We start from the raw sequence: 14,694 nt of genomic DNA on the forward strand, positions 1-14,694 counted from the left end.
AGCGCCTGACTGTACATGTACATCTGTTATCTTGTTAGTGAGAAATGACTGCCGGTTTACCAAGCGTTTGCAGCACACTCATGGAGCCGTACAGCTCAGTAATTTTGGCAAACTCTGCTTCGTTGTAGAAAGCGCATGTGCCCTGCGTTACTTCCTTGGCCGTCTCGATAGCAAAACGCACCGCTTGAGCAATATCCACCTCATGGCTGGCACCAGTACCGCAGCCCGGAACCATAGACTGGGCAGTAATCGCAAGGCCCACCACCGGAGCAGAGGTAGCTACCGCAGGCTGAAGAATGGAATTGATATGATACAGCCCGTTGCCGTAAGGGGTAATATCCTGAGTCGTTACTGGAAAGGTAACCGGATACTGCCCTGTCGTCATTTCCTTGATCCGCAGCAAATCTTCACTGACCCGCAGAATGTACCCTTCTTTGACAGTCGGCGAGATAGCGATTCCTTTGTGGTTAATCACACGGTTGCCTTTGGTCGTATCAATCGATAGAACCGCTTCCATCTCCGGCAGCACTTCATGTTCATTCATCTGCAGAATATCCACAGGGGAATCCATGAAATCCACCGGCTCGTGCGGCAGGGTCGGAGCACCCGGGCAAATATGAGTGGTCACCAGCACATCCCCCAGCAGCACATCCCCTTTGGTCTGCATGTCTGCCAGCTTCAGCGCAGAAGCAATCGCCGCTACCGCACCGTCTGCATCAGAGACCAGGCCAATCCGGCTCGGGCGTGCCCCGATACCACCCAGTCTGCCGACAATGCCGAACGTTGGGGCAGAGCCGCCGCCAAGCTTGCCTTCGCTGCCCGGAATCGTGATTTTGACGAATTCCGTGCTGCCCTTTTCCCCTTCCACCTTCTGAATCTCAACCTTAACCGCAGGATATTCTGCGAATAACTGCTTGACCTGCTTACCGTTAACATAAGCGCTGTCCAGTGCGTTCAAGACTGTAATCGTTTGATGAAGTGCCATTCTAATTCCTCCCCGGATGCATGCTCATGTTTGTCATGTTTGCATTTATACTATCTCATCCGGCAAAATGTCCACAATGTACCGCCCTGCCAAACTGGAACAGCATTTCTTGTGCTTTGCAGATAAACCTTACGTGTAGCGTACACTCTTGCGGTTCACCATCAATAAATAAAGGTTAATTCTCCCAAGTAGCGAAATGTAACAGGAGACTGATGCTTATTTCAGACAGGAGGTGCTTCATCCAATGAAGCCTGCACATCAGATTAATACGGGCAAACTGGCCCAAATCATCAGTGAAGAGGCCCGGCGGACGGGATTCTCAGGGGTCGTACAAGTGGCGGAACGGGAGCATGTCCTTGCAGCGGCAGCTTTTGGACTGGCTAATATCGGGGATCTACGGCTCAATCAGGTCCACACCCGCTTCGCTATCGCTTCCGGCAGCAAGCTATTTACCGCCATTGCCGTCTGCCAGCTCGCAGAGCAGGGTTTGTTTTCTTTTGACGCCAAAATACTGGACATCCTGCCGAAGCAGGAATTTCCATTGTTCGACCCAGCGGTCACAGTGCATCAGCTATTGACTCACAGCTCGGGCATACCGGATTACTTCGATGAAGAGGAGATGGAGGATTTCGCGGCACTGTGGAAGGAGACCCCGATGTACACGCTTAGGCGGCCTGCTGATTTCCTCCCGCTGTTCGCTAGGCTTCCTATGAAATTCGCCCCAGGCGGGCGTTTTCACTATAACAATGCAGGATATATTATGCTTGCAATGCTTGTAGAAGCCGTCAGCGGACAGCCGTTCACGGAATATGTAGAACAGCATATTTTTCTGACTTGCGGGATGAAAGATTCCGGCTATTTCACGCTTGATGCGCTTCCGGCCCACACTGCGCAAGGGTACATTGACAGCACCAACGGGCGCAAGACCAGCAACATTTACTCCATTCCGGTAGTCGGAGGCGGGGACGGAGGGGCATTTGTTACGGCGGCGGATATGCATAAGCTGTGGAGCGGCTTGCTTGAACACAAGCTGTTACGGGCAGAGAACACGGCTCTGCTGCTGACACCGCATATTCATGAGCAGAAGGATAGCTATTACGGTTATGGCGTGTGGATACAGGCCGGCCGCAGCGAAAAGGTCCTGAAGTACCATATCATGGGCTACGATCCCGGGATCAGCTTCCATTCCGCCTTCTATCCCGAACGTGGCACAACCGTTACTGCTCTCTGTAACAAAAGTAACGGGGCTTATGTGATGATGTCTGCTATGGAGGACTATCTGCCGGTGGGGTAGACAGAGGGGCCCCAAGGTCAGCCGGATCGCTTCAAATAAAACAAGCCGTACGCCAGCAATATGCTGATTCGTACGGCTTGTTTGTATTAACAGGATTCCAGCGTATTTACTCTGTTTCCGGCTAGTAACGCGTTACCCCATCCTTGGTCACCAGCGCAAAAACCAGCGGCTGCGGCGGAACCGGCTGGGCAGAGATGCGGTAAGCCTCCAGCACTTTGGCTTCGGCTTCCTGTACCTTGCTCTCGCTGGCATCGTTCACATGCAGGACTGCCAGCGTATCGCCTGCGGCCACGGCGTCGCCCACCTTCAGCGAGAGCTGAATGCCGACCGCCAGATCGATCACAGACTCCTTCGTCTCGCGTCCCGCACCGAGCAGCATCGCGGCCACACCGATCTCTTCAGCCTGGATGCTCTCCACATAACCTGCGGCCTCCGCCTTGACCTCGATGAATCGGCGGGCAGCGGGCAAGGTGTCAGGAGAATCAATCTGTGAGGCATCGCCGCCTTGGGCCGATACCATCTGCTTGAACTTATCCAGCGCACTGCCGTCCTCGATATGGGACAGCAGTATGGAACGTGCTTCTTCTTCGTCCTTTGCCTTGCCGCCAAGTACGAGCATCTGGCTGCCCAGGATCAGGCAGACCTCCTGCAGATCCTTCGGCCCGTGGCCGTTCAAGGTCTCGATGCCCTCCTTGATCTCCAGGGCATTACCGATGCCGAAGCCCAGCGGCTGGTCCATGTCGCTGATGACCGCTACCGTGTTGCGGCCAAGGTGAGTGCCGATATCTACCATCGCCTGGGCGAGCGCAATGGAATCGTCAAGCGTCTTCATGAACGCACCGCTGCCGGTCTTCACATCCAGCACGATGGCGTCCGCACCTGCGGCAATCTTTTTACTCATGACGGAGCTGGCAATGAGCGGAATGGATTCCACCGTGGCTGTCACATCACGCAGAGCATACAGCTTCTTGTCTGCCGGCGTGATGTTGCCGGATTGGCCGATCACAGCCGCGCCGATCTCGCCCACCTGGGCGAAGAACCGTTCCCGGTCCATCTCCACCGAGAAGCCAGTAATCGACTCCAGCTTATCCAGCGTGCCTCCGGTATGGCCTAGGCCGCGCCCGGACATTTTGGCTACCGGAACTCCGGCCGCTGCAACCAATGGTGCAAGCACAACCGTCGTCTTATCGCCCACGCCTCCGGTAGAATGCTTGTCCACCTTGATGCCCGCAATCGGGCTAAGATCCACCTGGTCGCCGGACATCGCCATCTCCAGGGTCAGGTCGCCGGTCTCCCGCGCATTCATACCGCGGAAATACACAGCCATCGCCCAGGCGGAAATCTGGTAATCCGGGATCTCCCCCTTGCTGTAGCCTTGAATCAGAAAAGCGATTTCTTCACGGCTCAGCTCACCGCCGTCTCTTTTCTTCTGAATGAGATCAACGGCACGCATTAGACCTGCACCTCACGGACGAAGGCACGCACCAATCCGATGAATTTAGGCTTGGTCAGGTTCGCCACTTTTACCACCTGCTCATGGGTGAGCGGCTCTAGCTCATCGCCGATCGCCATGTCGGTGATACAGGTAATGCCGAGCACGCGCAGCTTGCTGTGGCTGGCAACGATAACCTCCGGCACGGTGGACATTCCCACGGCATCGCCGCCGAGATAGGCCAGCATTTTCAGCTCAGCCGGTGTCTCATAAGTCGGGCCGCTGATGCCGGCATATACGCCTTCCTGCAGGACAAGCGCTTCACCATCCACACCTGTAACTCCGCCTGCAAGCTTTTTCGCAAGTTCGATATATTCAGGGTCATACGCACTGGACATATCAGGGAATCTTACGCCAAGCTCCGGATCATTCGGTCCGATCAGCGGGTTGTCGCCAGTCATATTGAGGTGGTCGGTAATCAGCATCAGGTCGCCTGCCTTGAACGCTCTGTTCATCCCGCCGCCAGCGTTGGTAATGACAAGAGTGCCGATGCCCAGCTTAGCCATTACATAGACCGGAAGAACTACCTTGCGCATCTCATAACCTTCATAGTAGTGAAAACGGCCCTGCATGATCATTACATCCTTGCCTTCCAGCTTCCCGATCACGAACCGTCCGGCATGGCCTTCTACTGTTGAATGGGGGAAATGCGGAATTTCTTCATAAGGCAGGTAGACTGCATCTTCGATCTGATCGCCCAGATCGCCAAGACCTGAACCCAGAATAAGGCCGATAGCCGGTGTATAACCGCCGAATTTGGACTGAATATAAGCAGCGGCTTCCTTCACTTGAGTGCCGTATGGGACTGTTGTTGGTGTTGTCATAGGTTGATCCTCCCGGATATGAATTGTGTATAGAATAACGCGTATGTGAAGCAGTACCTACATTTTGGGAATAAAAGCGAGCACAAGCTTCAGGAACTGCTCACGCACACGCTCAGCGGTCTCCATCACCTCTGCATGATTCAGCGGCTGCGGCAGAATACCGGCCGCCATGTTGGTGATACAGGAAATGCCCAGTACTTCAATTCCGGCATGACGGGCAACGATGGTCTCAGATACAGTCGACATGCCTACAGCATCTGCTCCTTGGCGGCGCAGCATGACGATCTCAGCAGGGGTCTCATAGTTCGGTCCGAGCAGACCCGCGTATACGCCTTCCTTGAACTCGAAGTTCAGGGCTGCGGCAGCTTCCTTGGCAGCTGCAATCAGACGCGGGCTGTATGCCGAAGACATATCCGGGAACCGTACGCCCAGCGCATTGTCATTCGGTCCGCTCAGCGGATTGCGTCCGGTCAGGTTCAGGTGGTCCGTGATCAGCATGAGATCGCCCGGTGTGTATTCGGTGTTGACGCCACCGGCCGCGTTGGTGACCAGCAGGCTGGTTACGCCCAGCTCCTTCATCACCCGTACCGGGAAGGCTGTAACCTCAGGGCCGTAGCCTTCATACATGTGGAAGCGGCCCTTCATCATGACCACGCGGCGGCCTTCGATCATGCCGATCAGCAGCTCGCCTTCATGTCCTTCTACTGTAGACACCGGGAAATGAGGAATCTCATGATAAGGAATAACCACTTCATCTGTGATCAGATCCGCCAGAACGCCGAGGCCGGAGCCCAGGATCAGCCCGATTTCGGGGGCGACGGTGCATTTATCTTTGATGTATACAGCTGCTTCTTGAATTTTGCTTGAGGTTATGGTGGTCATGGTTTGGTTTCCTCCAGAATTAGATTAGTTGAGCTAGGAAGCTTGTCCCATACTGCGGAGCCTTCGCTCCGAAGTTATCGGCGATTGTGGCGGCTACATCCGAGAAGGTCTGGCGGATGCCGAGGCTGCCGGGAGTCTTGAATCTCGGGCTGTAGACCAAGAGCGGCACATACTCGCGCGTGTGGTCCGTTCCGGCGTGAACCGGGTCATTACCATGGTCTGCGGAGATGATCAGCAGATCATCCTCACCAAGAGTACTGAGCAGCTCAGGCAGCGCCTGATCGAATACCTCCAGCGCACGGCCGTAGCCTTCCGGATCACGGCGGTGGCCGTAGAGGGAATCGAAGTCCACCAGATTGGTGAACAGGAAGCCGTTAAACGGCTTGCGCAGCTCGTCGATGGTAATCTGGATGCCATGTTCATTGCTTTTGGTCGGATAGGTTGCGGTTACCCCTTCGCCGGTAAAAATATCATTGATCTTGCCGACAGCAATCACATCCTTGCCGATATCCTCCAGCGCGTTCATCACCGTTGGCTCCGGCGGCTTCACCGCATAATCATGACGGTTAGGTGTACGCACGAAATTTCCCGGCTCGCCGACATAAGGGCGGGCAATCACGCGGCCTACGGAGAACTCGGGAGCCATCGTCAGCTCACGGGCGATCCGGCAGGCGCTGTATAGCTCCTCCAGAGGGATAATATCTTCATGCGCCGCAAGCTGGAACACGCTGTCCGCCGAGGTATAGACAATCCATGCCCCCGTCTTCATCTGTTCCTCGCCGTATTCCACGAGAATCTCGGTGCCGGAAGCCGGCTTGTTGCCGATGACCTTGCGTCCGGTAGCCGCTTCGAACTTCTCAATCAGCTCCGCCGGGAAGCCGTCGAAGTAGGTGTTAAAAGGAACCTCGATCTTCAGCCCCATCAGCTCCCAGTGGCCGGTCATCGTGTCCTTGCCTACAGATACCTCCTGCATTTTACCGTAGTAGCCTGTAGGGGCCGTTACCGGTTCAAGTGGTGGCAGCGGCGCAATATTCGCCAACCCAAGCTGCTGCAGATTCGGAAGCTTAAGACCCGGAACCCGTTCCAGAATATGTCCGAGCGTATGGGAGCCTGTATCTCCGAAATTAGCAGCATCCGGCGCTTCACCGATACCTACACTGTCCAGAACAATAAATCCGATGCGTTTAAATGAGGACATTGCCGTCTTCACTCCTTTTATAGTTTGCATAATTCTGCCCTGTGCTCTAAGCATGAAGAAACTCCGGGAGAACCTCTCCCGGGAGCGATTTCTTCAGTATGATTCCATCATAACTTTCTTACTCACAAAAAGCATCTTTTCGGCCCAATCCAAGTCCGCCTGCCCGTTATTCCTAAGGTCCCTCATCCATGTACAGCCGGCTATTTCGCCCGGGGATGATGATTCTCGTAGACCTCCTTCATATTCTTGCGGGCAATTCCGCTGTAAATCTGAGTGGTCGAACTATCGGAATGGCCCAGCATCTGCTGCACAGAGCGCAGGTCCGCTCCGCCCTCCAGCAGATGGGCAGCGAAGGAGTGGCGCAGGGTATGCGGCGTGATGTCCTGGTCAATCTGAGCTTCACGCGCGTATTTTTTGACGATTTTCCAAAAGCCCTGACGGGTCAGCCGTCCCCCCAGACTGTTCAAGAACAGCGCAGGCTCCTCCCGGCTTGCACGCAGCAGCTTGTCCCGCATCCCAGAGGCATAACGGGCAACGCAGTCCGCAGCAATCACGCCGATCGGGACCACACGCTCCTTGCCGGAGGCGCCGCTGCAGCGCGCAAACCGCAGGCCGGTGTTCACATCCTCCACATTCAGCGAGATCAGCTCCGTCACACGGATACCCGTCGCATAGAGCAGCTCCAGCATAGCCTTATCGCGCATCCCCTGGGGAGCAGCTTCATCCGGAGCCGCCAGCAGGCGCTCTATCTCCTCAATACTAAGAATGATCGGCGGTTTGTGAATCGGCTTGATGGCTTCCATATCCAGCGTAGGATCTTGGACAATCAGCCGTTCCTTCAGCAAAAAATGAAAATAGGCACGCAGCGATACCGTATTCCGGTTCACCGTGGCTGCTGCCTTCCCTGCCCCGCGCAGGGCACCCAGATAAAGCATAATATGTGTTCTTCTAATCTCTTCTGCCGCGTCCAGACCGCGCTCTTCCGCAAACTCCAGAAACTGCGATATATCCCGTCCATAGGATTCCAGCGTACTAGGAGACAATCCTTTGTCCCCGGACAAATACTGCATAAACGGCTGTAAGTATGACTTCATCAATTCACGCTCCTGTCAGACTCAGGCTGCTTCATGCGGCTTCGCAGCGGATGGGGTCCAGCAGCCGGAACAGCGTTGTTCCATGACATGCTATAGATTGATTCGACATACTTCTCCCTTAATCCTGCAATCCGTCCCGTTACTCCCCGTACCAGTAAAAAAGGCGCAGTCGATCTCCCGCACTTAGCCCCTGTTCACCGTACTCTACATCTTGAAACGCCCGGACGGCGGTGCCTTCAGGAATCTCAACATTACGGGCCGGACTGATCCATGTACTGACCCAGCTCAAAACATAATACAGCACACAGCTTACCGCCACAAGCATCGTCATGAAATACAGCCGGCGCACCGTGCGGGGCAGAGAAATAATCATCCAGGCAGCCTCCTCAAAATGATATCAGCGTCTGCATCAGCATCCTGCACATGCTCTCCTTCTGCTGCGCTTGGGTAAGTGCAGCAGAAGGAGAGCGGACAAAAGGAGCGTGAGCAGAACTCGTCCTTCACTTTATGCGCCGGAGGATCATGTTATGTATGTTAAGTAATATTGGGCTCCCTGGCCGCTCTCACTGAGACGGCTCTGCCGAAATCAGGTGTACTTGTGCTCTTCATTTGCCCGTTCAGCCTACTTTGGCTGGAATCAGGAGCACTTATGCTCTTCATTTGCTCATTTAGCCGTCTTTGGCTGGAATCAGGTGCACTTGTGCTCTTCATTTGCCCGTTTAGCCGACTTTGGCAGGATTCAGGGGCACTTGTGCTCTTCATTTGCCCGTTTAGCCGACTTTGGCAGGATTCAGGGGCACTTGTGCTCTTCATTACTCACCTTCAACTGCCCGTCCAGCACACTTTTGATGAATTTAGTGGGATTTATCCCTTTCTTTTTTTCGTCCTGCCCACTTTCAGCCAATTCAAAGGGATTTATCCCTTTCATCTCCTCATCCAGCACACTTTCAGCCAATTCAAAGGGATTTATCCCCTTCATTTCCTCACCCAGCCCACTTTCAGCCGATTCAAAGGGATTTATCCCTTTCATCCCCCCGCCGTAGCCCGCCTTCAGCGGCTCTCCACGCAATCAAAAAGCTCCCCTCCAGCCATTCAGCCGGGGGAGAGCTTGCGCGGTCCTTCTTCATCTGAAGATGAACTTAGGAAATTCGCTATGAAGCATTCTTAAGTCCACATTCTATATACGCTTATTCGGGAGTATTGTCCTCTGCAGGATTCTTATCCTTGCAGCGGTGGCATATTCCGTGAAAATCAAGTCTATGATCAACCACCGTGAAGTTGTATTCCTGCTCCAGCCGCTCTTCCAGCGGTCCCAGCCAATCCTCACGAATCTCATCCATCGTTCCGCACTGCACACAAATCAAATGATGGTGATGATGCTTCGCCGTATCCGTACGCAGATCATAGCGGGCCACACCGTCTCCGAAATTGATCTTCTCCACGACATGAAGCTCGCTAAGCAGTTCCAGGGTACGATACACGGTGGCAAGACCGATCTCAGGCGCCTTTTCTTTCACAAGCATGAATACATCTTCCGCACTTAAATGATCATCCTCGTTCTCCAGGAGAACTCTTAAGGTCGCTTCCCGTTGAGGTGTAAGCTTGTATCCTTGGGATTGTAGTTGTTGCTTAATCTTGTCTATTCGGGCTTCCATTGTCTGCCTCCCCCTTGGAAAATTACCACACCGGGCTTCAAGCCACTTCTTCCATTATAGGGGGATTTCCTTTGAGAAGTCAAACGGTTTTAGCATCTGGAGGGAGCTGACCCGCACGTTCACAAATACTCCATATTAGTGAAATCTTCCATTCTCTCTCCGCAGCACCGGCGCCGATTCCCTGCCCCTGTCTGCTTCTCACTTTCACCCGGCTGACACCAGCAGCGGCGTCACCCAGCGCATCATCACCGGAGTCACGTAAGCCTCGAAGCCCGAGATTCCCATCACCAGCAGCGCCATCCCAAGGGAGAGCAGCGTATACATCATGAACGGATGGGTAATCTGCGTGCGGCGCTGCTGTCCCAGTACACGGCTGCGGATCATCAGCAGGGAGAATCCGAGCGCGGCCGCACTGCACACCAGCAGCACTGGAATCAGCACCAGATTATGCGGAGCGACGGAGACCAGGGCGAACAGCATGCCGTGCCAGGAATATTGGCTGACCAGCGTGCCGACGGTGAAGCCGATCAGCACGCCTTTGAGGAAATCCAGAATCAGAATGCCCGGGAGGCCGATCACGGACAAGCCAAGCACCCAGATCAGGCCGACCCACTTCAGATGAAAAGCGGCGATGCTCCAGTATGAATCCTGCGCGTCAGGCAATCCCTGCTGATCGACTGTCACGAAGAAATTGCTTAAGTAATCGCCCAGCTCCTGCTGCTGATCCAGCGTAAGCGCAGTGACGATAAGCGCTCCGAATACCACTCCGACCAGAAATAATACCGCGACAAAAATATAAAGAGGCGTCTGTTCCTTCACCATCAGCTTTAAACTGCGCACCCTGACATTCCCCTTTCCGGTCACATGTTACACCATATGAGGGAATGTCCTAATCTATGACTTGTCCTTAGCTCTTGATCACCTTGCCGTAGGTCCCGCCGCCTCCCGAGGAGAGGACGAGCTGCCCGCTGCGGGCCAGCACGATCAGCCCCGCCAGCTCAGCTCCCGCTACAGCGGCAAGCTCGGCTTCCGCAGCCCGGTGCAGAATGTTCATCTCTGTGCCAAAAGCCTCCAGCAGCAGGTTCAGCTTACGCTTGCCCAGGCCGGGAATGAACTCCAGCGGTACCTGGTAATGGTACGGAGGCCGGTAATCCGGAACCTGCGGCAGCGAACGGTCGGCAATGTGCAGAATACGGTCCAGCACACCCTGGACCAGCTTCGGACTACCGCAATACGGGCAGCGCTCCGAGGTGCTGTAGGCTTCATCGATGATGCTGCCGCAGCCGCCGCAGTAGGTCCTGTGATATTTGCCCAGCCGGGGATTCAGCCCGAAGTTGGCGTTGACCCCGCGTCCTTCCGAGCGCTGGAGCGCCAGCTTCAGCTCTCGGAAGGAGGGCTCCCGCATCTCGATGACATTATACTCGCGGCCGATTTTGCCGAGGGAATGGGCATCGGAATTGGTCAGGAAGCTGTAACGGTCAAGCTCGGAGATATACCCTGCCATCTCTGAATCCGCACTAAGGCCAAGCTCCACCGCTGCGATGCGGTCCAGATCGAATAACTCAGCCATCCGCTCGGCCGCACAGCCATAGAGCCCCTTGTGGGGCGTGAAAATATGGGCCGGGATCAGCAGCCCGCCCCGCCCGGTAATCTCGTCCTGCAGCACCCTGGAAGGGGCGTACAGACGCTGGGAGCTGAGATTCACATTACGCATATGGGCGCTCATCCAGGTGCTGAAATCCTCCATCGTCCCGAGGTCCGGCATGAAAGCCAGGACATGGCACTCCCGCCGCCCGGGCTCGCGTATCTCAATCTCGGTTCCCAGCAGGATCGTCGTCCCCCGGTAAGCAATTCCGCCGCCTGCGGCTATCGTCATCTCACCGGAATCCAGCGAAGTATGAATATCCCGCAGCACACCCGGAGAGTGGCTGTCGATAATGCCAATCAGGCCAATCCCCTTGCGCTCCGCTGCCTCCCTGGCAATCCCGGCAAAGGTCAGATCACGGCTGCCGCTGATTTTGACCGCCTGGCCCTCCGAAGTCCGTCCGATATGCACATGCAGATCACAGTAGACACTGCTGAGCTCCGCCGCTAGTGCCATTGGCCTGTCAGCGTATACAGATGCCAGGCATAGACCGCCATCATCGTCTTGGCATCGGCAATACGTCCGTCCGCAATGTACTGGTAGGCTTCCTCCAGCGTCAGCTCGGAGACCTCCAGGAACTCATCCTCATCCAGCGCCATCTCGCCCGGCTGGGCATCCTCGGTCACATAGAGGTGAATGATCTCGTCGGCGAAGCCGGGAGAGGTATAGAACGACTTCAGCAGCTTCAGCCCCCCGCTATGAAAGCCGGTCTCCTCCTGAAGCTCACGGCCCGCAGCCGCCAGCGGATCTTCGCCCGGGTCCAGCTTCCCTGCCGGAATCTCCACCTCGGTACGGTGCATCGGCTGACGGTACTGCTCCACGACCAGCATTTTACCTTGATTCAAAGCGAGCACAGCTACAGCTCCAGGGTGCTTCACAACCTCACGGGTTGCGGTGTTGCCGTCAGGCAGTCTCACAGTATCCACCTGAAGCGAAATAATGTGGCCTGCAAAAATCGGCTTCGTCGACAATGTTTCTTCATCCAATGCGGGGTTGCGGTTTATTTCATCTTTTTTCATAGATTTGTGGTCTCCTTTGGCATCGTTATGCATAGGGTGTATTATAGCAAACTTATGAAGAAAGAAGGAATGCAGGCATGAATGACATCCTTGTCCAAGCAAGCTCATCCGCAGTAACAATGGTAGGTAAACCGGAACAGATTATGGCCGTAATGGCCGGGTGGATGAAGCAATACGGGCGCGATATGCCCCTCTCTTACATCCTGCTGCTCCAGGCAGATTCGCGGATCAAAGCTTCCAAGGCTGGATAATGCCGCTTCGTTCTTCCGGTCAGCGTCTATGATATTCCAGGGTATAAGAAGGAGCTGTCTCCCGGATCATCCCGGAAGCAGCTCCTTTATTGTTATTCATAAGCGGCAGCAGACCGCCTAAGTGGAAACGGCTTTGCCGTCCTTTTAAAGGACGCTACCGTTTCAGCGAGAAATAGAAGGATAAGTTATCGTGTGCAACATATAACTTCTTATATTTTTAGCAAAATCCTTGCCCTGGCCGGGTCCCTGCACAGCCTCTTATCGGCTTAGCCCTTCTGGCTCTCGGCCACAATGGCTACAACCAGACTGGCCACCTTGACGATGTCTGCGGCCTTGATCCGCTCCTTCGTGGTATGGATATCCTCGTAGCCAACTGCCAGGTTCACAACCGGAACGTTCAGGCCGTTGAACACATTGGCATCACTGCCGCCGCCGGAAGCGAACAGGCGGGGTGTCAGGCCCTGCGCAGTGACCGCACGGGCCGCCAGTTGAACGACCGGATCACCCGCACCAAAGCTGAACGCCGGATAGATAGTCTCGCTGCGGAATTCACTCTGCGCCCCGTGTTCGCGGGCTGTTGTCTCCAGTGCCTCCCGCATGGAGGCCACCTGAAGGTCAACCTTCTCCTGCACAATACTGCGGGCCTCCGCATCCAGCTGTACATGGTCGCAGACCACATTCGTCGGCCCGCCGCCGGCGAACTTGCCGATATTCGCTGTCGTTTCGTTGTCGATCCGTCCCAGCTTCATGGCCGAAATAGCTTTGCTCGCTACCTGGATGGCGCTGATGCCGTCCTCCGGGTTCACGCCTGCATGGGCGGATTTGCCGAAGATCTGCATCGAGATCCGGGCCACGCCTGGTGCGGCGGTAGCAATAGCTCCCACTTCTCCGTTGGAATCCAGCGCGAAGCCCATGTCAGCATCCAGAGATGCCGGGTCCATGGCACGTGCGCCCATCAGCCCCGACTCTTCGCCTGCCGTAATGACGAACTGAATCTGGCCGTGCGGCAGCTTCTGCTCCTGAATCACCCGGATCGCTTCGAACAGGGCAGCCAGTCCTGCTTTGTCATCCGCCCCAAGAATCGTGCTGCCATCGCTTCGAATCCAGCCGTCTTCCCCAAGGGTTGGCTTGATCTTCTGGCCGGGCACTACAGTATCCATATGACAGGTGAACAGCAGCTTCGGCGCGCTCACTCCGCTGTCCGCAGGCCAGGTCACGAACAGATTGCCGGCTCCATGTCCCGTTCTCTCCTGCGAATCGTCTTCCACTGCGCTCAGCCCCAGGCTGCTGAACTTCTCCTTAAGCACATCGGCAATCTGCCGTTCATTCCGGGTCTCACTGTCAATCTGGACAAGCTCCATGAACTCATGGATCAATCGGTCTTCTGATATCATATGGACTTCCCTCTCTTTCTCAGATACGTTACAATGGTGGTACTGCGTTCAATTGTGGGCTCATGCTCATAACTTAAACTAATCTCAAAGGAGTCACTCATGCAACGACAAAAATGGTTTCGCATAATTATCTACATCATGCTGTTCGCTATGATCGCCTCTACGGTGCTGTTCGTCATCGAGCCGTTTTTGGCCGGTTAATCACGCTTAGCACTTAAGTAACTGCGTCCGGGTTCCCCGGGCGCTGTTTGGTTATACGGAAACTGCTCCAGGAAATAAGGCACCAGCTCTTCAGCAACCGTCCCGATGTCAAAAGCGCGCCCCGTACATTCCTCAAGCGAGGTCACTCCGTATTCCGCAATACCGCAAGGGATAATGCCCGTGAAGCCGCTTTGCCCGATCCCGGCCGATACGTTGAAGGCGAAGCCATGACTGGTGACAAAACCCCGGCGGAATTTACACTTGTTAAACTTGACGCCGATAGCACAGATTTTCTCATCACCGACCCACACCCCGGTATACCCCTGCTTGCGGGTCCCCGTAATTCCATAGGCCTCCAGGTACGCAATAATCACCGACTCCAGCCTGCGCAGATAGCCGTGCAGATCAACCTTGCCGTTCTCGCCCAGCTTCAAAAGCGGGTAACCGACCAGCTGGCCGGGCCCGTGATATGTAATATCTCCCCCGCGGTCAATCTCAAACAGCGCAATGCCCTGCTGCCTGAGCTGTTCCCCGCTGAGGAGCAGATGCTCCGGATGATTCTGCGAACCGATGGTGTACGTGGGCGGATGCTGCAGCAGAATCAGCTGCTCGGAAGCAGTGCCCGCATCAATCGCATGCACCGCTTCCTTTTGCAGCTCCCAGGCCGCCCCGTACTCCATCACTGGAAGAATGGTAACTGTAAGTTTCCTTAGGTTCAGGTTCTCCATGATCGTAAGTTCCCCTTTGCTTCTCATTCTCC

17 protein-coding genes are annotated in these 14,694 nt (G+C 55.1%); 3 read left to right on the plus strand and 14 right to left on the minus strand.

The window, feature by feature from the left end; all coding sequences use genetic code 11:
• Positions 1-34: 34 nt before the first annotated feature.
• Positions 35-985, minus strand: coding sequence for a DUF1177 domain-containing protein (locus C162_RS23385; RefSeq protein WP_036698286.1), 951 nt, complete (start codon positions 983-985; stop codon positions 35-37).
• Between the two features lie 244 nt (positions 986-1,229).
• Here C162_RS23385 and C162_RS23390 point away from each other — a divergent pair, with 244 nt between their 5' ends.
• Positions 1,230-2,279: a serine hydrolase domain-containing protein gene (locus C162_RS23390; protein WP_036698288.1), complete on the plus strand. Its 1,050-nt coding sequence runs from the start codon at positions 1,230-1,232 to the stop codon at positions 2,277-2,279.
• A 121-nt stretch (positions 2,280-2,400) separates the two neighbouring features.
• Here the strand turns inward: C162_RS23390 and C162_RS23395 are convergent, their stop codons facing one another.
• From C162_RS23395 to C162_RS23445, 11 genes are all read right to left on the minus strand, one after another.
• A complete protein-coding gene (locus C162_RS23395) occupies positions 2,401-3,732 on the minus strand; it encodes a pyrimidine-nucleoside phosphorylase (RefSeq protein WP_036698289.1) in 1,332 nt (443 codons plus the stop codon).
• Positions 3,732-4,595, minus strand: coding sequence for a purine-nucleoside phosphorylase (locus C162_RS23400; RefSeq protein ID WP_051493867.1), 864 nt, complete (start codon positions 4,593-4,595; stop codon positions 3,732-3,734). Before C162_RS23400 ends, C162_RS23395 begins: the two co-directional genes overlap by 1 nt.
• 57 nt (positions 4,596-4,652) lie before the next feature.
• A complete protein-coding gene (locus C162_RS23405) occupies positions 4,653-5,477 on the minus strand; it encodes a purine-nucleoside phosphorylase (RefSeq protein WP_036698291.1) in 825 nt (274 codons plus the stop codon).
• A 19-nt stretch (positions 5,478-5,496) separates the two neighbouring features.
• Positions 5,497-6,675: a phosphopentomutase gene (gene deoB / locus C162_RS23410; RefSeq protein WP_036698293.1), complete on the minus strand. Its 1,179-nt coding sequence runs from the start codon at positions 6,673-6,675 to the stop codon at positions 5,497-5,499.
• 200 nt (positions 6,676-6,875) lie between these two features.
• Positions 6,876-7,769 carry a site-specific tyrosine recombinase XerD gene (gene xerD / locus C162_RS23415; RefSeq protein ID WP_036698301.1) on the minus strand — a complete coding sequence of 298 codons (894 nt, stop codon included), beginning with the start codon at positions 7,767-7,769 and terminating at the stop codon, positions 6,876-6,878.
• Between the two features lie 139 nt (positions 7,770-7,908).
• The gene (locus C162_RS23420; RefSeq protein WP_036698304.1) at positions 7,909-8,142 is read right to left on the minus strand and encodes a DUF4227 family protein; all 234 of its coding nucleotides are present in this window, start codon (positions 8,140-8,142) and stop codon (positions 7,909-7,911) included.
• Between the two features lie 417 nt (positions 8,143-8,559).
• Positions 8,560-8,838: a hypothetical protein gene (locus C162_RS23425; protein WP_036698306.1), complete on the minus strand. Its 279-nt coding sequence runs from the start codon at positions 8,836-8,838 to the stop codon at positions 8,560-8,562.
• Between the two features lie 118 nt (positions 8,839-8,956).
• Positions 8,957-9,424 (minus strand): ferric iron uptake transcriptional regulator, encoded by a 468-nt coding sequence (fur, locus tag C162_RS23430; RefSeq protein WP_036698309.1) that lies wholly within the window; start codon positions 9,422-9,424, stop codon positions 8,957-8,959.
• Between the two features lie 204 nt (positions 9,425-9,628).
• A complete protein-coding gene (gene spoIIM / locus C162_RS23435) occupies positions 9,629-10,264 on the minus strand; it encodes a stage II sporulation protein M (protein ID WP_036698310.1) in 636 nt (211 codons plus the stop codon).
• Between the two features lie 67 nt (positions 10,265-10,331).
• Positions 10,332-11,525 carry an endonuclease Q family protein gene (locus C162_RS23440; protein WP_036698312.1) on the minus strand — a complete coding sequence of 398 codons (1,194 nt, stop codon included), beginning with the start codon at positions 11,523-11,525 and terminating at the stop codon, positions 10,332-10,334.
• The gene (locus C162_RS23445) at positions 11,516-12,088 is read right to left on the minus strand and encodes an NUDIX domain-containing protein (RefSeq protein ID WP_051493868.1); all 573 of its coding nucleotides are present in this window, start codon (positions 12,086-12,088) and stop codon (positions 11,516-11,518) included. Before C162_RS23445 ends, C162_RS23440 begins: the two co-directional genes overlap by 10 nt.
• A 77-nt stretch (positions 12,089-12,165) precedes the next feature.
• Here C162_RS23445 and C162_RS36125 point away from each other — a divergent pair, with 77 nt between their 5' ends.
• Positions 12,166-12,339 (plus strand): hypothetical protein, encoded by a 174-nt coding sequence (locus tag C162_RS36125; protein WP_156949694.1) that lies wholly within the window; start codon positions 12,166-12,168, stop codon positions 12,337-12,339.
• Positions 12,340-12,605: 266 nt separating this feature from the next.
• Here C162_RS36125 and C162_RS23450 read toward each other — a convergent pair whose 3' ends face one another.
• A complete protein-coding gene (locus C162_RS23450; protein ID WP_036698315.1) occupies positions 12,606-13,733 on the minus strand; it encodes a M20/M25/M40 family metallo-hydrolase in 1,128 nt (375 codons plus the stop codon).
• Positions 13,734-13,832: 99 nt separating this feature from the next.
• Between C162_RS23450 and prli42 the strand changes: the two genes are divergently transcribed.
• The gene (gene prli42 / locus C162_RS36130; protein WP_143803916.1) at positions 13,833-13,934 is read left to right on the plus strand and encodes a stressosome-associated protein Prli42; all 102 of its coding nucleotides are present in this window, start codon (positions 13,833-13,835) and stop codon (positions 13,932-13,934) included.
• Here the strand turns inward: prli42 and lipB are convergent.
• Complete coding sequence (lipB, locus tag C162_RS23455; RefSeq protein ID WP_156949695.1) at positions 13,931-14,662, minus strand: lipoyl(octanoyl) transferase LipB; 732 nt, start codon at positions 14,660-14,662, stop codon at positions 13,931-13,933. The two genes, prli42 and lipB, sit on opposite strands and share 4 nt — an antisense overlap.
• Positions 14,663-14,694: the final 32 nt, after the last annotated feature.

Origin of the sequence: Paenibacillus sp. FSL R7-269 (assembly GCF_000517865.1) — a bacterium.
GTDB lineage: Bacteria > Bacillota > Bacilli > Paenibacillales > Paenibacillaceae > Paenibacillus_AQ.